This window comes from Chryseobacterium sp. SIMBA_038, assembly GCF_046535115.1.
Lineage (GTDB): Bacteria > Bacteroidota > Bacteroidia > Flavobacteriales > Weeksellaceae > Chryseobacterium.
On record NZ_JAWRXH010000004.1, the window covers coordinates 264,844 to 287,250 of the forward strand.

At 34.0% G+C, this 22,407-nt stretch carries 19 protein-coding genes and 3 tRNA genes; 17 read left to right on the top strand and 5 right to left on the bottom strand.

All coding sequences use genetic code 11. The annotated features are described in order from the left end of the window. Positions 1-35 precede the first annotated feature (35 nt). A complete protein-coding gene (locus SB689_RS14915; protein ID WP_410692896.1) occupies positions 36-395 on the bottom strand; it encodes a nuclear transport factor 2 family protein in 360 nt (119 codons plus the stop codon). Between the two features lie 58 nt (positions 396-453). Here SB689_RS14915 and SB689_RS14920 point away from each other — a divergent pair, with 58 nt between their 5' ends. From SB689_RS14920 to SB689_RS14930, 3 genes are all read left to right on the top strand, one after another. Next, complete coding sequence (locus SB689_RS14920) at positions 454-1,044, top strand: DUF1572 family protein (RefSeq protein WP_410692897.1); 591 nt, start codon at positions 454-456, stop codon at positions 1,042-1,044. A gap of 67 nt (positions 1,045-1,111) precedes the next feature. Beyond that, on the top strand, positions 1,112-2,458 hold the full coding sequence (gene mtaB / locus SB689_RS14925) for a tRNA (N(6)-L-threonylcarbamoyladenosine(37)-C(2))-methylthiotransferase MtaB (protein ID WP_410692898.1): 1,347 nt from the start codon (positions 1,112-1,114) through the stop codon (positions 2,456-2,458). Between the two features lie 54 nt (positions 2,459-2,512). Beyond that, entirely contained in the window at positions 2,513-4,030 is a 1,518-nt protein-coding gene (locus tag SB689_RS14930) for an FMN-binding glutamate synthase family protein (RefSeq protein WP_410692899.1), read from the top strand. Between the two features lie 72 nt (positions 4,031-4,102). On the opposite strand, the gene SB689_RS14935 is transcribed toward SB689_RS14930, so the two are convergent. Further along, positions 4,103-4,870: a hypothetical protein gene (locus SB689_RS14935; RefSeq protein ID WP_410692900.1), complete on the bottom strand. Its 768-nt coding sequence runs from the start codon at positions 4,868-4,870 to the stop codon at positions 4,103-4,105. 55 nt (positions 4,871-4,925) lie between these two features. Here SB689_RS14935 and SB689_RS14940 point away from each other — a divergent pair, with 55 nt between their 5' ends. Then, positions 4,926-5,387, top strand: a complete 462-nt coding sequence (locus SB689_RS14940) for an RNA-binding S4 domain-containing protein (protein ID WP_410692901.1) — start codon at positions 4,926-4,928, stop codon at positions 5,385-5,387. Here the strand turns inward: SB689_RS14940 and SB689_RS14945 are convergent. Further along, entirely contained in the window at positions 5,382-5,897 is a 516-nt protein-coding gene (locus SB689_RS14945) for a shikimate kinase (protein ID WP_410692902.1), read from the bottom strand. The two genes, SB689_RS14940 and SB689_RS14945, sit on opposite strands and share 6 nt — an antisense overlap. 115 nt (positions 5,898-6,012) lie before the next feature. On the opposite strand from SB689_RS14945, the gene SB689_RS14950 reads away from it, so the two are divergent. The 3 genes from SB689_RS14950 to SB689_RS14960 all read left to right on the top strand — a co-directional run bounded on the left by SB689_RS14950 (position 6,013) and on the right by SB689_RS14960 (position 6,358). Continuing rightward, a tRNA-Lys gene (locus SB689_RS14950) sits at positions 6,013-6,085 on the top strand. A 41-nt stretch (positions 6,086-6,126) separates the two neighbouring features. Continuing rightward, positions 6,127-6,209, top strand: a tRNA-Leu gene (locus SB689_RS14955). 76 nt (positions 6,210-6,285) lie between these two features. Beyond that, positions 6,286-6,358 (top strand) — tRNA-Lys (locus tag SB689_RS14960). Between the two features lie 247 nt (positions 6,359-6,605). Here SB689_RS14960 and panC read toward each other — a convergent pair. Then, the gene (gene panC / locus SB689_RS14965) at positions 6,606-7,454 is read right to left on the bottom strand and encodes a pantoate--beta-alanine ligase (protein WP_410692903.1); all 849 of its coding nucleotides are present in this window, start codon (positions 7,452-7,454) and stop codon (positions 6,606-6,608) included. A 170-nt stretch (positions 7,455-7,624) separates the two neighbouring features. On the opposite strand from panC, the gene SB689_RS14970 reads away from it, so the two are divergent. The 8 genes from SB689_RS14970 to SB689_RS15005 all read left to right on the top strand — a co-directional run bounded on the left by SB689_RS14970 (position 7,625) and on the right by SB689_RS15005 (position 17,833). Next, entirely contained in the window at positions 7,625-8,395 is a 771-nt protein-coding gene (locus SB689_RS14970) for a glycogen/starch synthase (protein WP_072409446.1), read from the top strand. Between the two features lie 13 nt (positions 8,396-8,408). Beyond that, a complete protein-coding gene (locus SB689_RS14975; protein ID WP_410692904.1) occupies positions 8,409-9,971 on the top strand; it encodes a DUF4270 family protein in 1,563 nt (520 codons plus the stop codon). A 25-nt stretch (positions 9,972-9,996) separates the two neighbouring features. Beyond that, positions 9,997-11,850: a glutamine--fructose-6-phosphate transaminase (isomerizing) gene (gene glmS, locus SB689_RS14980; protein ID WP_410692905.1), complete on the top strand. Its 1,854-nt coding sequence runs from the start codon at positions 9,997-9,999 to the stop codon at positions 11,848-11,850. A gap of 108 nt (positions 11,851-11,958) precedes the next feature. Further along, positions 11,959-13,377 carry a gliding motility lipoprotein GldK gene (gene gldK, locus SB689_RS14985; RefSeq protein WP_066751654.1) on the top strand — a complete coding sequence of 473 codons (1,419 nt, stop codon included), beginning with the start codon at positions 11,959-11,961 and terminating at the stop codon, positions 13,375-13,377. 62 nt (positions 13,378-13,439) lie between these two features. Continuing rightward, positions 13,440-14,132, top strand: coding sequence for a gliding motility protein GldL (gldL, locus tag SB689_RS14990; protein ID WP_066751651.1), 693 nt, complete (start codon positions 13,440-13,442; stop codon positions 14,130-14,132). 50 nt (positions 14,133-14,182) lie between these two features. Continuing rightward, positions 14,183-15,772: a GldM family protein gene (locus SB689_RS14995; protein ID WP_410692906.1), complete on the top strand. Its 1,590-nt coding sequence runs from the start codon at positions 14,183-14,185 to the stop codon at positions 15,770-15,772. Positions 15,773-15,796: 24 nt separating this feature from the next. Next, entirely contained in the window at positions 15,797-16,735 is a 939-nt protein-coding gene (gene gldN / locus SB689_RS15000; protein WP_066751647.1) for a gliding motility protein GldN, read from the top strand. A 54-nt stretch (positions 16,736-16,789) separates the two neighbouring features. Beyond that, complete coding sequence (locus SB689_RS15005; RefSeq protein WP_410692907.1) at positions 16,790-17,833, top strand: NAD(P)/FAD-dependent oxidoreductase; 1,044 nt, start codon at positions 16,790-16,792, stop codon at positions 17,831-17,833. Positions 17,834-17,865: 32 nt separating this feature from the next. Here SB689_RS15005 and SB689_RS15010 read toward each other — a convergent pair whose 3' ends face one another. Then, entirely contained in the window at positions 17,866-19,287 is a 1,422-nt protein-coding gene (locus SB689_RS15010) for a tetratricopeptide repeat protein (protein WP_410692908.1), read from the bottom strand. 371 nt (positions 19,288-19,658) lie between these two features. On the opposite strand from SB689_RS15010, the gene SB689_RS15015 reads away from it, so the two are divergent. Beyond that, positions 19,659-20,558 carry a hypothetical protein gene (locus SB689_RS15015; protein WP_410692909.1) on the top strand — a complete coding sequence of 300 codons (900 nt, stop codon included), beginning with the start codon at positions 19,659-19,661 and terminating at the stop codon, positions 20,556-20,558. A gap of 62 nt (positions 20,559-20,620) precedes the next feature. After that, on the top strand, positions 20,621-22,132 hold the full coding sequence (locus SB689_RS15020; protein ID WP_410692910.1) for a hypothetical protein: 1,512 nt from the start codon (positions 20,621-20,623) through the stop codon (positions 22,130-22,132). The last annotated feature ends 275 nt before the right edge of the window (positions 22,133-22,407 follow it).

Genomic DNA, 22,407 nt, shown 5'->3' on the forward strand with positions numbered 1-22,407 from the left:
ATATAAAATAAAACCATCTTTAACGAGATGGTTTTTTAGTTAAATACTTTTGTATCTTTAAAATAATCAGAGAGATATAATATTTTTCCGCAGTCTGAAAACTGAATAATTGTACATATTTCATTTTCGTAAGTGCCTTTTCCTGACATATTTCCTAAAGAATTGGTCTGATAAAAATATTTTCCATTTCCTAATGGAAAGATCTCGGAAACTCGCCATTCGATATTTTCATAACGCCTAAAAATTGCCCTGAACAAAGCTAAAATTCTGTTTTTACCCGAAATTTCTTTGGAAGGCGGAATCCAGATAATACTTTCATCGGTAAACCATTTTTCAAGCTGTTCTGTTTTTAAAGAATTTAAATCCTTCATAAAATGACTGATCTTACAATTCATAATTTCCATTTATGTAATATACGCGAAAATTATTAACTTGGTTTTTATTTTAAATGATATGAAAGAGCTATTTATCAAACGTTTCGAATATTACAAATCTCTTGGTGACAAAACATTTGAGCAACTTTCTGAGGAGCAGATCTTTTGGCAGTTTAACGAAGAAAGTAATTCGATAGCGGTCATTGTAAAGCATCTTGGAGGAAATATGCTTTCCCGATGGACAAATTTTTTAACGGAAGACGGAGAAAAAAGCTGGCGAAACCGTGATGAAGAATTTGTAAATAATTTTAAAACTAAAACGGAAATCCTAGACTTCTGGGAAAAAGGCTGGAAATGCTTTTTCGATGCTTTAAACCAAATTAATGACGAAAATTTATATGCTACACTTTATATAAGAGGCGAACCTCAGTTGGTTGTAGATGCGGTTTTCCGTCAGATGGCTCATTATCCTTATCATATCGGACAGATCGTTTACATCGCCAAAATGATGAAAAATGATGATTGGAAAACGCTTTCCATTGCCAGAAATAAATCCCATGAATTTAATTCTGAAATGAAAAATAAATTCATTGAGACGGATTTTAATTCAAATTCATCGCCTGTTTGCTTTCAAAATAGTACGGAAGTGAGGGACGAATATAAACAATAGACTGAATCAATTCATAGTTTTTATTTAAATTACTATCTTTGCACCCATAAAAAATCAGGAATACTCAATGTCCCATTTTCATAGAACTGCCGCTTTTCATACACTCGGCTGCAAATTAAACTTTGCGGAAACATCTACTATTGCCCGTCAATTAACAGATGCCGGTTATGATAAAGTAAGTTTTGATGATAGAGCTGATATTTATGTAATCAATACCTGTTCGGTAACTGAAAATGCTGACCGTGAGTGTAAACTTCATGTAAAAAGAGCAATGAAAGCCAATCCTGAAGGGTTGGTAGTGATTGTTGGATGTTATGCTCAGTTGAAGCCTGAAGAAATTTCACAAATTACTGGCGTTGATTTGGTTCTTGGAGCTAAAGAAAAATTCAATATTCTGAGTTATTTGGATGATTTAGAAAAATCTGAAAGCGAAGGAGTTGTTCATTCTTGTGAAATTGAAGAAACTGATTTCTTTATCGGAAGTTACTCGATCGGAGACAGAACCAGAGCTTTTTTGAAAGTTCAGGATGGCTGTGATTATAAATGTACGTATTGTACAATTCCTCTAGCCAGAGGGATTTCCCGTTCAGATACCATCGAAAATGTTCTGAATAATGCCAAAGAAATTGCTGCAAGAGACATCAAAGAAATCGTTCTTACAGGTGTAAACATTGGTGATTACGGAAAAGGGGAATTTGGAAACAAAAGACACGAACATACTTTCTTAGACTTAATTTCAGAGCTTGATCAGGTTGAAGGGATCGAAAGAATCCGTATTTCTTCCATCGAACCGAATCTTTTAAAAGATGAAAGTATCGAATTGGTTTCTAAAAGTAAAAGTTTTGTTCCGCATTTTCATATTCCGTTGCAATCGGGATGCGATGATTTGTTGAAAAAAATGAAACGTCGTTATTTAACGAAATTATACAACGACAGAGTCAATAAGATCCGTGAGGTAATGCCTGATGCGGCTATCGGTGTTGATGTAATCGTTGGTTTTCCGGGAGAAACTGAGGAAAGATTCATGGAAACCTATAACTTCCTGAATAATCTTCCAATCACTTATTTACACGTTTTCACTTATTCTGAAAGAGAAAATACAGAAGCTGTAGGTATGGATGGTGTTGTTCCGATTCCTGAAAGAAAAAAACGTAATAAAATGCTTAGAATCCTTTCTGAAAAGAAGAAAATGGCATTTTATCAAACACAATTAGGTAAAACGCTTCCAGTTCTTTGGGAGCATGAAAATAAAGACGGCAAAATGTTTGGCTTCACAGAAAATTATGTGCGTGTGCAAAAAGATTTTGACCAAGCGTCTGTAAACCAGATCGAATTTCTGAATTTAGAAAAAATCCTGTCAGATGGCACGGTTTCTGTGCAATCTTCTTATGAAAGTTTTTTAGCAAAAGTGTAGTCTCTTTGCAAAATTTCTACTAAATTTATTTTTAACTTTTAAATATTACATTCTATGAGAGATAAGTTTTTATCTTGGGGAATTGTATTAGTAATTGTTGCATGGATTGTAGCTTTACTAATCCGGGCAGATTATTGGATACCAATTTCTTTGTCTGCGTTCTATGCATTGGGCGTATACAACGCCTATCAATCGAAACACGCCATTTTACGCAACTTTCCTGTTGTTGGGTACTTCAGATACTTTTTCGAGAGTATTTCACCTGAAATGCAGCAGTATTTCATCGAAAGAGAAACGGATGGGAAGCCTTTTCCAAGAAATCAACGTTCTGCGGTGTACAGACGTGCCAAAAACCTGAGTGATACGGTGCCTTTTGGAACTCAGTTAGAAGTTAATCATAGAAAATATGAAGGAATTAAACATTCCATTTATGCTAAATCTCCTGCAGAAGAACTGCCGAGAGTTTGGGTAGGAGGGGAGCAGTGTTCTCAACCTTATCATGCTTCGTTATTTAATATTTCGGCAATGAGTTTTGGAGCGTTAAGTGATAGAGCTCAGATTTCTCTAAATAAAGGTGCTAAAAAAGGAAATTTTTACCATAATACAGGTGAAGGAGGAATTTCTCCCCACCATTTGGAAGGAGGTGACCTTTGCTGGCAAATTGGGACAGGATATTTTGGCTGTAGAGATGATGAAGGGAAATTTAATCCTGAATTATTTACAAAATATTCCAATCTTCCGAATGTGAAGATGATTGAAATTAAATTATCTCAAGGTGCAAAACCTGGTCATGGTGGAGTTTTACCGGGAGTGAAAAATACTCCTGAAATTGCAAAAATCCGTCACGTCACACCGGGAATGACAATTATTTCTCCGCCTTCTCATTCCGCTTTTTCTAATGCAGCAGGATTGTTAAGGTTTGTTCAACAATTGAGAGAACTTTCCGGAGGAAAACCTGTCGGATTTAAATTATGTATCGGTGATACCAAAGAGTTTGACGATATCTGTGTTCAAATGAATGTTCTTAAAATCTACCCTGATTTCATCACAATCGACGGAGCAGAAGGAGGAACAGGAGCTGCACCACCAGAATTTTCTGATGGAGTAGGAATGCCTTTAGAACCAGCTTTAATCTTTGTTAACAGAACCCTGAATAGTTATAATGTAAGAGATAAACTGAGAGTGATTGCAAGCGGAAAAGTTTTAACAAGTTTAGATATTCTGAGAGCCGTTGCAATGGGTGCAGATATGTGTAATAATGCGAGAGGATTTATGTTTTCTTTAGGTTGTATTCAGGCGTTGAGATGTAATAACAATAAGTGTCCAACAGGTGTTGCAACGCAGGATAAAATGCTAATCAAAGGTCTTGATGTTACCGATAAAGCAGAAAGAGTTTATCATTTTCATAAAAATACACTTCACACTTGTAATGAATTAATTGCAGCTGCGGGAAGAACTTCATACGAAGAAGTAGATGCCACAATGTTTATGAGAGGTGATGAGTTTGATCATCTGGCAGACCTTTATTTCCCAGATATTTTAGGAAATGTAAAGCAGAAAGCAAGATCTTAAATTCTTGACATATGTACAAAATAAAAACCACTTCGATGAGAAGTGGTTTTTTTTATGTTATCATTTATAAAATTATAATTGATCAGCAGGTCTAGCTTCAGTTTTATAAACTTGGAAGTTAAATACAAACGTTCTGTTTCTGAAAGAATAACCACTGTAATTGTAGTGAGCGTCTCTTGCAAAGGCAGCTCTTGAAGGAACAATAATTACACCTTGTAGGTTGTAAGCAGATCCGTCTGGCTGGTCGAAAGCTTTGAATTTTTGTAAAGCTTCACTAAAGCCTTCAATCATATAATAACTTTGTTGTTTTGCAGCATCAGTTGTTGCTCCAGTAATCAAAGTATTTTTAGGGCTAATAAAATAAAATTTAGGATCGATAACTGGCGAACCTGATCCATCAATCGTGTTATATCCTGTCATATCCGTACCAGAGATAAATGCTACGTCTCCATTTGTATTGGCTCCAAGATAAGTTTTAGCTCTCATCATGATTCTTGTAATGTCTGTAGCTCCAATTGTTTTACCCGGTGCTGTTGCTGGTGCATCTTCAGGCTGAGCATTAGCTCTTTTGATATAAATAACTCCTGAAGGAAGCGTTACCGGCGCCAATTGAGATAGTTTTTTGTAATTATCATCAGCTGTATCTGTTGCGCTGAAAGGTTTTATATTTCCTTGGGTATCCAAATAGTTGGCATCTAAAAACTTTTGGATAGACTGGTCGTCATAGGTATTTTGTACTGCGATGTCTTCTGGTTCTACATAAGTTTCAACATCATCATCCTTTTTACAAGCAGAAAAGCACAGTGATCCCGCAAGGATATATAAAAATATTTTTTTCATTTCAAAAAACTTTGATTACTTTACAAATAATATAACGACAAAAGTATAAAAAATTATGAGAATAGATAAATTTTTATGGAGCATTCGTTTTTATAAGACCAGAACCATTGCTACTGAGGAGATTAAAAAAAATAGAGTTTCCATTGGCGAATCGGTTGTAAAGTCTTCTAAAGAAGTGAAGGAAGGAGATGTTATTAAGATCCGTAAAAATCAGATTGATTACAAAATTAAGGTCATCCAGATTCCTAAAAGCAGAATGGGCGCCAAATTGGTTCCGCTTCATATCAAGGACATGACGGACAAAGAGCAGTATGAAACACTCAAACTGCGTAAAATGACCCAGGATTATTACAGAACCAGAGGAGAGGGAAGACCCACCAAAAAAGACAGACGAGACATGGATGAATATTCAGGAAACGATATTTCCGGAGATTTCACAGACTGGGATGACTTTTTTGGCGAAACAAGTGACTCCAATGATTCAAATGAAGATGAAAAAAATGAAAAAGACTTATAAATATAGTTTTTCAATGATTTCATTAACGATATCTTCCGGGTCTCGCGAGTCTGTAATGATATTAAACTGTGCTTTGCTGTAGAATTCGTTTCTTTCGAATAAATGCTTAGCAATAAACTCAGAAAGGTTTTCATCCGAAATGTTGGCTATTATCGGCCTTTTCTCTTTTTGTTTTGAAATCCTTTCTGATAAAGTTTGAATTGAAGCTCTTAAAAATACGCTCTTAGAGTTAAGATTTACAATTTCCATGTTATTGTAATAAACCGGAGTTCCTCCACCCAGGCTTAAAACAAGATTTTCTTCCGTAGCCAAGAGTTCTTCCAAAGTTTCTCTTTCCAGCTTTCTAAAGTAGATTTCTCCCTTTTTTTCGAATATTTCAGGAATGGTTAATTTATTTCGCCTAGAAATCTCTTTATCTAGGTCAATTAATTTAAAATTTATTTTTTCGCTTAATATTTTGGAAATGTGAGATTTGCCACTCCCCATGTATCCTACCAGTGAAATTATCATGAATTTATTTTAAACAAATTTGCGAAAAAGTTTTGAGAAATAAAAAAAAGCTATATCTTTGCACCACTCAAAACAAGGGACGTTACTCACAACAAAACTTGATAATAAAGTGACCGACTCGGTAGCTCAGCTGGTAGAGCAATACACTTTTAATGTATGGGTCCTGGGTTCGAATCCCAGCCGGGTCACAAGCGAAAAAATGATTACTAGATTTTTGTAATTCTTTTTAGCCTGCGTGGTGAAATTGGTAGACACGCCATCTTGAGGGGGTGGTTTCCTAAGGATGTGCTGGTTCGAATCCAGTCGCAGGCACTGCAAAGAAAATTGAAATTTTATTTTAAGATGTGAAAAATTTTTCATACTTTTGCAATCTTAAAATTTAGTGACCGACTCGGTAGCTCAGCTGGTAGAGCAATACACTTTTAATGTATGGGTCCTGGGTTCGAATCCCAGCCGGGTCACAAGTTTACTGAAAAGTAAATTTTTTTCATATTAATATTTTGTGATTTGGTGTTCAAAGGCTTCCTAACGGTGGCCTTTGATTTTTTATATATACCAAAGCCAAATCAGTTTTTTAAAGTACTATCTTAGGATTTACTTAAACAGATATTTAATCTTCATCATTTAATCAATAATAAATTTTGAATTAAAACATAAAAAAAGCGTCACTTAAAAAGATAACGCTTATTTATATTTTATATGAAATTTTTAATCTAAATGCATATTGTCGATCAATCTCACTCCGTCTACCATCACAACGATAAACGCTCTGAAATTTCTGTCTTTATAAAAGAAATCTGTTTCCTTTAAAGTTTCTTCATCTGCGATAAGGAAATATTCCAACTGCATTCCTTGCTGATGATCCATAATATCCTGAACTCTTTCTTTGATCTCCGGAATCGTTACAACTCTGAACCAATCATTCACTTTATTTAAAGTCTCAAAAATAACCTTTGAAGCCTCTCTTCTGTCTTCATGAAGTCTTTGGTTTCTTGAGCTTAATGCTAATCCGTTTTCTGCTCTATAAATAGGAACTCCTTTTATTTTTACCGTCAATTGCTTCTTTTCGACCATTTTTTTGATAATAGCCAATTGTTGGAAATCTTTTTCACCAAAATAAGCATTGTCTGGTTTTACCTGATTAAAAAGCTCTTCTACAACAGTTCCTACGCCGTCAAAATGCCCCGGTCTGGATTTTCCTTCCATTTCATTCTCTAATCCATCATAATCATAATGTTGGCTTACTGCTTTTTCAGGGTAAATATCTTCAACATTTGGAATATAAACCGCATCCACAAGCCCTGAATTTTTTAAAATTAAGACATCTCTATTAATATCTCGAGGATATTTTTCCAGATCTTCAGGATTATTAAACTGGGTAGGATTCACAAAAATTGAAGAAATGACAAGGTCGTTTTCTTTTCTAGCTGCCTCATACAGAGATAAATGGCCATTATGCAAAGCCCCCATTGTAGGTGCAAAACCTATCCTTTTACCCATTTCTTTCTGTCTTTCAATGAAATCCTGAAGTGTTTTTTTGTTTTTTAGAACTTCCATAGTTTATTTTAATAGCAATTCAAAAATACTAAAAATATCATATAATAAAATGCGTTTTTAACAATTTGGAAAAGGGAATTATCGTAAAAAAATGTTAATTAAAATAATGTTGGATGTTTTTTTGTAATTTTGCACATTAAAGCATTTTTACAAAAATTAGATAGAAGTTTATGCCGAATCAAAAAATACTGTACATTACTACAGAGATGTATCCATATCAAGAAGACACGAATATGGCTGCAGTGGTAAACAAAATGGCACTTAAGATGCACCAAGAAGGCAATGATGTAAGAGTTTTTATGCCAAGATTTGGACAAATAAGTGAGAGAAAGTTCCAGTTACACGAGGTTATACGCCTTTCTGGGATGAATATTATTATTAACGATCTAGATCAACCCTTAATTATTAAAGTAGCGTCTCTTCCGGGGGAAAGACTGCAGGTGTACTTTATAGACAACGAAGAATACTTCAAAAGAAAACAATATTATTTTGATGATGAAGGAACTCCTTTCGACGACAATGACGAGAGAGCAATTTTCTTTGCAAGAGGAGTAATTGAGACTATCAAGAAACTAAACTGGGTTCCTGATGTAATTCACCTTAATGGCTGGATGGCTTCTTTCGTTCCAATTTATCTTAAAACGTACTACGAATCTGATACTTATTTCAAAGATGCAAAAATCGTTCTTTCATTATATAATGAGAAAGATGCACCTTTTGATAAAAATATAGCTGATAAACTGAAATTTGATAATATTTCAGGATTAAAAGCGTTAGATAATCCAAGCGTTCAAAGTTTTGTAATTGAAAGTATGAACTATGTAGACGCTGTAGTAAAAGGAGACGAATTTTTGGATGGAGACTTGGATAAAGCCTTCAACGAAACATCAACTCCAAAATCGGAATATCTCGATGTGGATTCTATAAACCAACTTTATTAAAAAACACATTTTAATGACTTATAATATTAAAAAAGCTTTCGCCATTCTTTCTTTGGCGATTTTTGGAAGTGTATTGCTTTATAATTGCGAACCCGATCCGGATTCTTTAGGAGAACAATTATTCTTAGACGGAGCTGCACATGGCGAGGAGGTTTCTTATCCTCTTATTGCCTATAATATTAATAATAATGACAGTATCAGAAGTGATGCCTCTAAATTAGGGTATGCGACTTTGGGTGCTGTAAAAGATGCTCAGTTTGGTAAGCAAAAAGCTGCTTATTATACACAGTTAAGATTACCAGCATATAGTCCTGATTTCGGGACTAATCCTGCAGTTGATTCTGTGGTATTGGTGATTAAACCAACATATGCTTCAGATTCTGTTACAACGACTACGAATGAAGATTACATCTATCCGGATGGAAGTGTAGCTGCTAAAAAAGTTGTAAGTACTTATCCTGCAGTAAAATATGGTAGAACAAAATCTCCAAAACTTACGATAAGAGTAAATGAAGTAACTGAGTTTTTAAATGGTCCTGCAGATATAGCTTATTCAAACAAAGCTTATACAATTGGACAAGAAATCGGAACTAAAGATTTTACGGGAACTGTTAATTCTGTAGCAATTACTAAAGATTCTGATGCTTCTTCATTATTTACATCTGCAACTGGCTTTAGAATTCCTTTATCACCAAGTTTCTTTAAAACTAAAATTATTGATAAAAAAGGTCAGCCTGAACTTAGCGATGTTTCAAATTTCATTAGACACTTCAAAGGAATAAAACTTTCTGTTGATGAAGATGATGCTTATTTAATACAATTCTCTCCTAATGATATGGAGTTAGTGATGTATTATAAAAATGATAAGACTGAAAACGGTAATACAACAAGACCACAATCAACTTATACATTTGCCTTAGGTTCTGCTAATGCTCATATCGGAAATTATGTATATGAAAGAGTTGGAACCCCTTCTGGAACTGTAGCTTCAGGAAGTGACCTAGAAAATGGAGATGAAAGATTATATGCTCAGGGTATGGGAGGAGCTTCAATAGGAGTTAGGCTTCCTAAGGAAACAATTGATAAGCTTAAAGTATTGTATCAAAATAATAAAGCAGCCATTATTAGCGCTAAGATCAGATTATATACAGATGGTGATGTTTGGAAGAGTCAATATGCAAAACCTAAAAACTTTACAATCGTTCAAAGAGATAAAGATCTTACTGATCCTGCAAATCCTAAAATTACCACAGCATTTACAGCGGATTTAGGTATTAATCTCTCTAACAATTTTGCAATTTATAGAGCATATGACTTAGACAAAAATCCAACTTATTATGATTTTACAGTTACAAAATCCGTAAAAGATATTATTGAGGGCACGCTAAGTGATACTGCTATTGCAAATAAATATTTTAAAATTGATTTAGGTAGTTTCTTAACTACATCAGCAGGTAGCTTGGCTGGATACCAATATACATCAACGCCATATGCTGTTGAAAGAGCGGTATTTATAGGATCTAAAACTTCAGATCCTAATAAAGTTCAGTTAAAAATCATTTACGGTACAAAATAAAACTTAAAAAACACTTGATAAAAATATGTGCGGAATAGTAGGATATACAGGTTTTCAGGACGCTTACGATGTAGTAATTAATGGTCTTAGAAGATTAGAATATAGAGGTTATGATAGTGCAGGGATTGTTCTGGAAGATAAAAATAACAAGCTTGAAGTTGAAAAGACAAAAGGTAAAGTAGAAGATCTTGTTAATATTGCGAGCCATTTAAAAGGAACGGCTACAATAGGAATGGGGCATACACGTTGGGCAACTCACGGTGTTCCAAGTGATAGAAATTCTCACCCTCATTTGTCTAATAATAATAAGATAGCAATCATTCATAATGGTATCATTGAAAATTATGATACGATTAAAAAAATGCTTACTGAAAAAGGATTTACATTTAAATCTGAAACTGATACTGAAGTATTGGTAAATCTTATCCAGTATTTTATGGATCTTAACGTGGAAATGGATTTTCCAACGGCTGTAAGATATGCACTTAACGAAGTTTATGGTGCGTATGCAATTACAGTTATGCATGAAGACTATCCTGGAGTATTGGTTGTTGGTAGATTAGGTTCTCCATTGGCTATCGGTATTGGTGATAAAGAATATTTTATTGCTTCCGATGCTTCTCCTTTCGTAGAATTTACAAAAGAGGCAATTTATTTAGAAGAAGGGCATATGGCAACTATTTCATTGGAAAATGGAGTAGATATCAGAACAATTAATGATAATTCTAAGATTGAGCCTGAAATTCAGAAACTTAAGTTGAGTTTGGAACAGATTGAAAAAGGTGGTTACGAGCACTTTATGCTGAAAGAGATTTTTGAGCAGCCAAAATCTGTACAAGATACAATGAGAGGAAGACTGATTGTTGATGAAGGTGTTATCAAAATGGCCGGAATCTGGGATCATGTTGAAAAATTCAAAAATGCAAATAGAATCATCATTATTGCTTGTGGTACTTCTTGGCACGCAGGTCTTATTGGTGAATATTTAATCGAAGAATATGCAAGAATTCCTGTAGAAGTAGAATATGCATCAGAATTCAGATACAGAAACCCGATTATTACTGATAAAGATGTGGTAATTGCAATTTCTCAGTCTGGAGAAACTGCTGATACTATGGCCGCTTTAAAACTTGCCAAAGAAAGAGGTGCATTTATATATGGTATATGTAATGTTGTAGATTCATCTATTGCGAGAATTACAGATGCAGGTTCATATACTCATGCAGGACCGGAAATTGGTGTGGCTTCTACAAAAGCATTTACAGCTCAGCTTACCATTCTTAGCTTAATCGCACTTAAATTAGGTAAACACAACGGTAACCTAGGAAACGCTGAATTTATGAGCTTAATTGCTGAATTAGATGCTATCCCTAAGAAAATAGAAGATGTTCTTAATGCAACCCATGAATTGACTCAGAATATCGCAAAAGACTTCGTAGGTGCTACTAATTTCCTTTATTTAGGAAGAGGATACAATTATCCTGCAGCTCTTGAAGGTGCCCTAAAACTAAAAGAAATCTCTTATATTCATGCTGAAGGATATCCTGCTGCAGAAATGAAGCACGGACCAATTGCATTAATTGACGAAAACATGCCAATCGTTATCATTGCTCCTAAAAAAGGACACTATGATAAGATTGTTAGCAATGTTCAGGAAATTAAGGCCAGAAAAGGAAAAATCATTGCTGTAGTAAATAGAGGAGACACACAGGTAAGTGAAATGGCAGATTATGTTATTGAGATCCCTGAGACTTCAGAATGTTTCTCTCCAATTGTTGCATCAGTACCTTTACAGCTTTTAGCATATTATATCGCTGTATATAGAGGTGCCAATGTAGACCAACCGAGAAACCTTGCGAAATCTGTAACTGTGGAATAAAAAATACTTGTAAATAAAATAAATTTAGATTTCTTTCGTTATTTCAAAAAAAATCTTAAAAGTTTCTTAAAAAAATTATATATTTACGGCTTAATTATAAAAATTAACATGAAAAGGATATTTCTTTTATTATTGTCTGCGTCAGTAGCGTCGGTATCTTGTTCAGGTGGTGGAAGCTCTTCTGTAGGGAAGCCAGGAACAAAAGGAGAATTGATACCAAGAGAAAAAACAAAATCATTTGTTGCGGAAAGACCATTCGGAATGGTGGCAATTCCTGCAGGATCGTTTGTTGCTGGTTTAGCAGACCAGGATCCAACAAATACTCCTGAAAAAGCAGCATTGAAAACTGTGACTGTCTCTTCTTTCTTCATGGACGAAGCTGAAACTACGAATGCAGAGTACAGGGTGTTTATCAACTATGTAAGAGATTCAATTGCTAGAACTTTACTTGCTGAAGCTGCCGGAGAAGGTGGTGAAGGCGGAGGTAAAGGTGCAAGCATAGGAGATTATGCATACCTTGCTAAAAAAGAAGAGAATTTAACACCATATCAAGAGTATTTAGAGGGACAAGGAGGTAGAGATGACGGCGGATTTGATGCAAGCAAGAGACTAGACTGGAAAATTCCTTTACATTGGAGTACTACAAAATATCCTGATGTAGAATATGCAGAAGTATTAGAGTCTTTATATTTACCTGCTTCTTCAAGAATGGGTAGCGAAAGAATCTTAGATGTTAGTAAATTAAAATATAATTATCAGTGGGGAGATATGGATGCTGCACTTGCTGACAACGAGAGAGGTGTAAACTTCCTTAAGAGCGAGAGTATTGCAGTTTATCCGGACACTACTGTTTGGGTAAAAGATTTCCACTTTGCTTATAATGAGCCATTGTTCGAACAATATTTCTGGCACAAAGCTTACAAAGATTATCCTGTTGTTGGGGTAACTTGGGACCAGGCTAGAGCATACTGTAACTTCAGATCTAAATTGAAATCTGATTACAACGAAAGCTTAAAAAGAAGAAAACAAAGACCATTGACTTTCCGTTTACCTACAGAAATTGAATGGGAATACGCTGCAAGAGGAGGTATGCAAAATGCTACTTACCCTTGGGGAGGTCCTTATTTAATGGATGATAGAGGTTGTTACTTAGCAAACTTTAAGCCGAAAAGAGGTAATTACATGGAAGATGATAAAAAAGGTACTTATACATATGCCGCTCCAGTAAAGAAATTTAAGAAAAACGGATTTGGGTTATTTGATATGGCCGGAAACGTTTCTGAATGGACAGAGTCTGGATATAATAATTCTTCATACGGTTTCTCTTCTACTTTAAATCCTTCAACTAAAAGTAAAACTGATACTAAGAAATCTGTAAGAGGTGGTTCTTGGAAAGACGTAGGTTATATGCTTATGACTGGTGCAAGAGATTGGGAAAGAAAAGATTCTGCGAGAAGTTATATCGGATTTAGAACAATCCAGGATATTCCTGAAGCTGCTGTTAAGCCAAGAAGAGTTAACAGATAATAATTATCGGACATTTATTTTTTCAATAACAATTTTATTTAACATTAAAAAAACTAACTTATATGTTTAAGACTAAAGATGCTTGGATGAATTTCTTTTATTCGTTCGGTGCTGCAATTGTAATTCTTGGAGCTTGGCTTAAAATTACTCACATTACATTAGGACCAATCAATGGTAACATCGCTCTTACCGTGGGGCTTATTACTGAGGCAATTATCTTTATTATTTTCGCTTTTGACCCTCCAAAATCTGAAGAGTCTTATGCTTGGGAAAATGTTTACCCAGAATTATTAGATAAACATGCAAACCCAAACCCAATCCATTCAAATATATCATCTAAAAATGGAGCTGCTCAATTTGCTGAATTAGAAAATTCTCTTTCTACAAAATTGGATAAGATGCTTGCTGATGCAAAATTAGATGTTCAATTATTTGACAGATTAAGAACAGGTATTGATAAATTTTCAAACTCTGTAGACCAGATCAACCAAACTGTTGACGTTTCTGCTTCTACTCATAAGTATAATGATCAGTTAAACAAAGCAGCTACACACATGGAAAGCATGAATGCTCTATATGTAATGCAGTTGGAAAACGGTAAAAGACAATCAGAATTTGCTAACAAATATGTTGCAGATATGCAAAAATCTGCTGAACACTCAGAAAAATTTAATCAGGAATTACAAGGTTTAACATCTAACTTAAATAACTTAAACAGAGTTTATGGTGGTATGTTAACTGCTATGAAGTCATAATTTCCTAAACCATTTCTAAATTTTAACTACTTAATCAAAAACAACAGAGAATGGCAACAGGAAAACAGACGCCTCGTCAGAAGATGATCAACCTTATGTATTTGGTGTTCATCGCTATGATGGCCCTAAATATTGATGCGGAAATCATCAGATCATTTTATGATTCTACTAAAGCACTTAACGAGACTAGATTTTTAACTGAAAAGAAAAACGAGAAAATTTTCGAAAGAACTTTAGAGGCAAAAGCTCAACAAGTACCAGATACTTACGCTACGCCTTGGGAGCAGTACAAAGTCTTGAAATCTAAAGTAGATGTATTAGTGAATTCAGCAGAAGAGATTAAAAATAATCTTAAAAAGCAATCTGAATTTCACGAAAAAGACAAAGATGGAAAAGATATTGATGTAAGCGAAAACTTCGCAGCACTTAATAATAATGAGGCTACAATGATATACTTCTTTAAGGACGGAGACGAAAATTCTCCAACAAAAGGAGCAATGGATTTGAAAGCTAAAATGGATGACCTAAGAAATTATATTTCTGCAACTTTTGGAAAGAACCCTCAATTAAAGGATTTGGTTGATAGAGCGAATGCATCTATCATTGCAGAATATCCTCAAGGAAAATCTCCAAATGGTAAAACTTGGTTCCAGAATAAATTCTACCACCAGTCGCTTATTGCAGCAATATCAAATCTTGGAATTATCCAGAATGATGCAAGAAACGTACAATCTGATGCATTAGCATTATTGCTTCAGGAAAAAGTGGATGCAAGCATCAAGTTTAATAACTACGAAGCTATTGTTTCTGCACCTACAGATATTCAGTCTGGTAAAAAAGCAGAAGCGGTTATTATGTTGGGAACTTATTCTAACAGTAATAAAATTAGTATCAGTGGAGTTAGCAGACAAGAAAACGGTAAAGGATATATTCCTTTAAATACTGGTGGACTTGGTGAGCACAAACTTAATGGATCTATTACTTTAACGGATGCTACAGGAAAAGCTCAAAACTTCCCTTACACGCATACTTATAATGTAATCGCTGGTCCGCAAGAAGTAAAACTTGAAAAAGGATTATTACTTTCTGCTGATAAGATGAACGTAATGTATAGAGGACTTGAGAACCCTGTTTCAGGATCAATCTTAGGTGCTGACAATTCTAAACTTTCATTATCTGCTCCGGGTGCTACTGTAAGAAGTACAGGTCCAGGAAAATGGATTGTTAGTCCAAGTTCAGGAAATACTGTTAAATTAACACTATCAGGTAAAAACCCTAGTGGACAAAATGTTTCTCAGGTGTTTGAATACAGAATTAAAAATGTACCACCACCACAAGGACAAATGAGAGGTCAGAACGTATTATCTATGCCTGCAACTTCAGTACCTAACCAGTCTGTACAAGCAGCAATACCGGATTTCGACTTCCCAGTTTCATTCACTGTTAATCAGTTTATGGTAAAAATCCCTGGTAGAGCAGCATTATTGATTAAAGGTAGCAGCTTAGATGACGCAGCTGGATTGGTTAAAAACTTAAGAACAGGAGACGTAGTTTATATATTTGATATTAAAGCAACGGCTACAGGATTAGGTAATCAGCAGATTAAGAATATATCTCCTATCGTTATCAATATTAATTAATTTTAATAAGTTTAAAATAGTATTATGAAAAAATATATAAGCAGTCTTTTAGTTTTAGTTTCGGGGTTTGCATTTTCCCAAACTATTCTAAACGCTTCTTCTCCTGAGGAGTTTAGACAGATGAGAGCTGAGAACAAACAAAAAGTTGGAGATACTATCGTTGACAAAACAGTGAAGCCTTTGGAATATGGTTTTGTAGATGATAAAGATATCTTGAAAAGTATGTTTGTTTGGGAGATTATTGATATGAACGATAAGATCAACCAGCCGTACTATTATGATAATCCGGATGGATTATTGGCTACTCAAACAAGATCTTTATATCAATTATTACTTGATGCAGCTATTACTGGAAAAATTCAGGAGGTATATGACGACGAGAACTTTGTAACTAAACTTTCTCCTGAAGGAATTCAGAAAAGATTGGAAAGTGTAAGAGTCTCTGATGCAGCTATTGACATTCTTAACTCAGGAAGACAACTTACTGAGCAAGAGAAGAAAGAATATACAGATATCTTTAAAACAACTACAGATAAGGTTAAGGTTCTTAAAATTATGGGTATGTGGTTTATCGATAAAAGAGACGGTCAAATGAAATACAGACCTCTTGGTATCGCAGCAATGGGTCCAGATCCTGCTGTACAAGGTAGAACAGGACCAGACGGACAACCGTTAGTTGGAGCTGATGAATTAATCGATTTGTTCTGGGTTTATTATCCTAGTGCAAGAGATGTTTTAGCAAATAACTTTGTTTACAACAGAAAGAACTCATCTGCAGACCTATCTTTTGATGATTTATTGAATGCAAGAAGATTTTCTTCTGTAATCTACAAGTCTTCAAGCGGTTTAGGAGATGGAGTTATTAAAGATTATATTCCTAGAAATGCTGAAGAGCAGATTGAAGAAAGTGACAGAATTAAGGAGCAAATTCTTCAAATGGAAAATGATATGTGGAATTACTAAATTTCACTTGATATTTATAGAAAACCTGAGTACTTTTACTCAGGTTTTTTTATTATGGAAAATGTAGATTATATAATTGTAGGAGATGGATATGCGGGACTGTTTTTCGCTCATCAGTTAATAAAGAATAATAAGTCTTTTGTGCTGTATTCGGAAGGGAAAAAGAGTGCTTCTCAGGTTTCCGCGGGGATTATTAATCCTGTTGTACTAAAGAAATTCACAACCTTTTGGAAAGCTCAGGAACAGATTGATTTCCTTAAAGATTCTCTTAAAGAAATTGAAACCTATACAGGCAAAAATTATTTGATTGAAGCTCCTATCCACAGGATTTTCCATGATGAAAATGAACAGAATCTTTGGCTTAAAAAATCAGGGAATGAAGATTTAATTAATTTTTTGGATAAAGATTTTAAACATTTAGATATTGTTAATAACTCCTTCAATACAGGAATGGTTAATCAGTCTGCAAGGCTTGATGTAAACAATTTTTTTGGTGATTTCTTCACTTATTTCGAGGATAACTCCCACTTAATAAAAGAGAAATTTGATTACACTAAATTAAATACTTCCGAAAATACCTACAAAAATATTAGCTATAAAAATATCCTTTTCTGTGAAGGAATGGGCGTGAAAGATAATCCCTATTTTTCAGATATTGCTGTAATTCCCAATAAAGGACATCATATCAAAGTAAAACTTTCTACTCCAATTCCTGAAAATATTACAATTAAAAAGAAACATTTTCTATTTCCAACTTATAACGGTTTATATTTTTATGGTGGAACTTACGACAGAGAACAATTGCATCATCACATAGACGATTCTGCAGTTGAACAATTGGTCAAAGGATTATCGGAATTTTATCCTTATGATTTTGAAGTTGAAGAAGTAAATTTCGGTTTTAGGCCTACTGTGAAGGATCGAAGACCGATTATCGGCCGACATCATCAAAATAAAAACTTATACGTTTTTAACGGCCTTGGAGCGCGTGGAATTTTGAACGGATGTTACTTTTCAAAGAGTTTATATGATTTTATTGAAAATGATATTCCTTTAGATGAAGAAGTGTCTTTGAATAGATTTAAAATGAAAGATTAAATTATTTATCTGTTTTAAAAATAGGTGAAATTTTACAATTCCATGATCCATTTATTGAAATCGGTATCAGATGAGAAATTCATTTTTTTTCTCAGTCTGTATCTTTTTGTTTCAATCGTTCGGATCGATAAATTCTCATATTGGGAGATTTCTTTGTTGGAAAGATTTAACCTCAGCAGTGCACAGAATTTAAGTTCATTGGAGGTAAGGGTAGGATATTGAGAAATAAGATTCTCGTAAAACTCGGGATAAACTTCTTTGAAGCGTGTCAGGAAAAAAGGGTCAGCATTTTTTGCAAGCTCCTTCACCTCATTAAAAATAATCGGATTAGCTCTTTTCTTTAGTTTAATAGTTTCCTGCTGATTTTCATCGATGATCTTATCTTTTTGTCTTTGGTTTTTAAGATTTTTTTTACGGATAAAATAAAATGTAAGGATAGAAGCTAAAACTGCAAAAATAATAACAATATAAAGCTGAAATTTTTCATCTTTTTTCTGCTCATCTTTTTCTTCTGCAATGTTTTTAATAGGAATATTGATTGCCTTTCTCTCTCTTCTACTAATACTATCTGTTAGAAAAGCATATTTTTTATAGTATTCATCGGCTTTTTCTACATCATTGAGTGTTTTATAAGTTCTATAAATTTTATCATAGGTAATTCTTCTTTCACTTAAACTTTTTGTTTTTTCAAATATGGGTTTTGCCTGTAAATAATACCCTAGTGCTTTCTTATATTCCTTTTTCTCGGTATATAATCTTCCATAATTATAAAAAAATAAACCTTTTTCATATAAAGAGAATTTTTTATTCAAAGTATATCCTTTTTGTAGATAGTATTCCGCAGAGTCCAAATGCTTTTTTTCATCTAAAAATCTTTCGGCTATGGACGCATACAGGAACGGAGTTGGGGATAATGCAAGGCATTTTCGCTCCATTAGCTTTATAGAATCTGTAATTTTTAGTTCTTTAAAATTAAGATTTTTCCAAGAGTAGCAGAGGTATAGACGTCTTTTCCTTTTATCTTTATCTAAAATTTGTTCCCCGTATTTGATTGCCTTATTGAAATATTCATTTGATAATTCATACATTCCCAAATAACAGTAATTTCTTCCGTAGCCACCATAAAATCTTGATTTGAGTTCCGGATTTTCTATTTCTTCTATATCCTTTTCTATTTTTTCAAGGTAAAGTAAACTTTCTTTATGTTCAGTGTTTATCACTAGGTAATTGGAAATATTAATAGAGGCTAAAACAATTCCTTCTTTATTATTTTGTTTCTGATATTGTGCAAGAGCCTTTTTATTAATATCAATAATATCCTTCATTTTCCCGGACTTTCTATACTCTTCAGTAATTCTATCTAACTCATCTAAAGTGTAAGCTTGAGATTTATGTAATGAAAATATAAGTATAAATAAGATATAGATTAATTTTTTTAATTGTAATGGGAACATACATGTGGTTTAATAACAAATATAATGTTTTCGAAAATAAAATTACGCTTATGTTTTAAATGAAACATTCTATTGTAATATCTATCAATAAATATTCTAAAAAGATCAATTAAACCGTAAAAAAAATTGTTGACCTTATTTTCTTTTATACTTCATTCTTACTTAAGTTAGGTTTTAATTGTTTGATTTTAAATAAATTACAGTTGTGTCGTAAAAATGACGTAAAGAAATCTCACATTTTCAATTCTACATTTGCACCCTCTTTCGAGAGAAGATTTCGGAAAAATAAGACTAGTCATTTTTTCAAGTACGATTCTAAACACACAAGGAAAAAATTTTGAATGTATTAATTTTTAAAAACAAATTAAAGAATGAAAAAAATAACATTTATCGGAATGCTGTTTTTGGGAGCTATGGCTTTTGCGCAAATTGGTATTAATACGGCCACGCCGGAAGCAACTTTTGATATCACGGCAAAAAATATTACGGGTACATCAGAAACGGCAGAAGGTCTGCTTATTCCCAGAGTAGACCGACAAAGAGCACAATCGATGACCGATGTTGAAACCTCTACATTAGTTTATATAAACAGTATTTCCACTGGAAATCAGAGCGGTACAGCCATTAATATAGATGTAGCCGGATACTATTACTACGATGCAAATACAAATGTTTGGGTAAAGCTGATTACCTCCGGTTCTTCTGAAGATACCAATCTTTACAATAAAAATGGTTCCCTTTCCGAAAACAGGACGGTTGCTCAAGACAATAAAACATTAGCTTTTACTTCAAATGCAAATAATGCATTTTCTATAGATGATTCTACTTTTTCTGTAGATGCCGCAAATGACAAAGTCGGAATTGGAACAATAAGCCCAACGAACAAATTGGTTGTAAAAGGAACTAATGCCCAACCCAATTACACCAATGCTATTCTTAGAGTCGATGGAAATAGCAACCATTCGTTAGATTTCGGGACATTCGCCGATTCCCCTTATGGATCTTATATTGGAAGTGTGGATAAAGTATTGAGTAGTCCCTTACCATTAATATTAAATCCTTTGGGGGCAAATGTAGGAATTGGTACTACAAACCCTTCTCCTAAAGCTATACTAGAATTAGACTCTAATAATAAAGGCTTTCTTCCTCCAAGAATGAATACAAACGAGCGTAATGCTATTTCTTCTCCTCCTGCTGGATTGATGATTTATAATAACACTGTGAATGTAATGCAGTACTATAATGGAAGTACCTGGATCAATTATCAGTAAAATTTTAATTCTATCTATTAGATTTTTTGAAAATATAGATGGAGTTTTTTAAAATTAAGAAAATGAAAAAAATAAAAATTATATCAGCATTGTTATGCTTTGGCTTTTCTTTCTCTCAGGTGGGGGTGAATACTCCCGAGCCGAAAGCCACGTTTGACATTACTGCAAAAAATACAACAGGAATCTCTACCATACCAGAAGGATTACTAATCCCAAGAGTAGACCGACAGAAGGCGCAGTCTATGACAGGAATTGCAGTCTCAACTTTAATCTATGTCAATAATATTTCTACGGGTTCCCAAGCTGATAACGCTATTAATATAGATGCTTTAGGGTATTATTATTTCAACGGAAGTATCTGGGTTAAATTTAAGTCAGCTGGTTTTGGAGGAAAAAATACAAATATTTACAACAGTAACGGAACTCTAACTGAAAATCGTATCGTAGCACAGGGAAACCGAACGCTGGCTTTTACAGGAACCGCTGCCCAAGCATTTTCTGTGGACGGAACTACTTTTTCGGCAGATGCTGCGAATCACAGAGTCGGAATCGGAACTGCTGCTCCTACCCATAAACTTGTAGTGCAAGGAGTTAATGCCCAGCCTAGTGCCACCAATGCCACCTTAAGAATAGACGGAAGTTCTAATCATGTGATGGATTTCGGAACTTTCCCTTATTCTCCTTACGGAGCTTATGTTTCAAGCCTTGATAAAACGGGTATTCCTTTACCATTAATTCTAAACCCATTAGGTTCAAACGTAGGAATTGGTACTACAAACCCTTCTTCTAAAGCTATACTAGAATTAAATGCTAATAATAAAGGCTTTCTACCCCCAAGAATGACAACAGATCAAAGAAATGCAATAAATCCCAAACCTGCGGGACTGATGATTTTTAATACAACAACAAAATGTATGGAAAATTGGGACAACTCAAAATGGGTGTCAAAATGTTCTACTCTGCCACCAATTGATATGTCAGAATCTTGTAGTAATACCATGTTTACAAATTCTGGGACCTTTACAGTAGGTGGAACAAATGTTACTGCTACTTTTAGTAATGCTCTTAATTATACACAACGAGTTGGTATGTCAAGATTTCAATGTAATGGTAATGATTCTGAAGTCTCTGCAGGGAATTTCATGGGTAATTATATTGATACGGGTAAACCTGACCCTCAAGTTCCAGGTAAACATATATTTAGATATCCAAGCAGTTCCCGAATACGAATTAAATTTAATAGACCTATTACTAATTTTAAAGTTTTTCATAGTAATATCCATGATGATGAAAAATATATCTACACCTTCAAAAAAAATGGGATAACAGTATATCCTACCATGCAATTAATATGTAACAAGAATAATTACTATAGCATTTCATCAACTACTATTACAAGTAATAAAGTGATAGGAGGTGCCTATGTAGATAATCCTTATGGTACCTATGTCATAGGAGGAGCATGGTTTGATGAAGTTGAAATCAATGGAACACAAACGGGTGGCGAGACTTATCCGAATAGAGATTTACCAAGAGGAAGTGCTGTCAAATTTTGTATAGGGAATGTATTATAAATATTCGGTTAAAATAAATGCAGTTGAGGTTTGTTTAGCCAATACAGTTGTACAAAAATAATAAAAAGTAACAATTTTAATATTTTTCTAATGAGTTAAAGGCAGGGATCCCCATACATTACTCATCTTCCATTGCCCTGTCTTTTTCTAGATCTTTTTAAAAGAAAATAAAAAAACAAATGATGAAAAAATTAGTGTTTAAGTTTTTCATACTTAGTGTTTACCCGGAAGCAAGGGCAAAATTCCCATTGTCCTTGTTTCCTTTTTGATGAAAA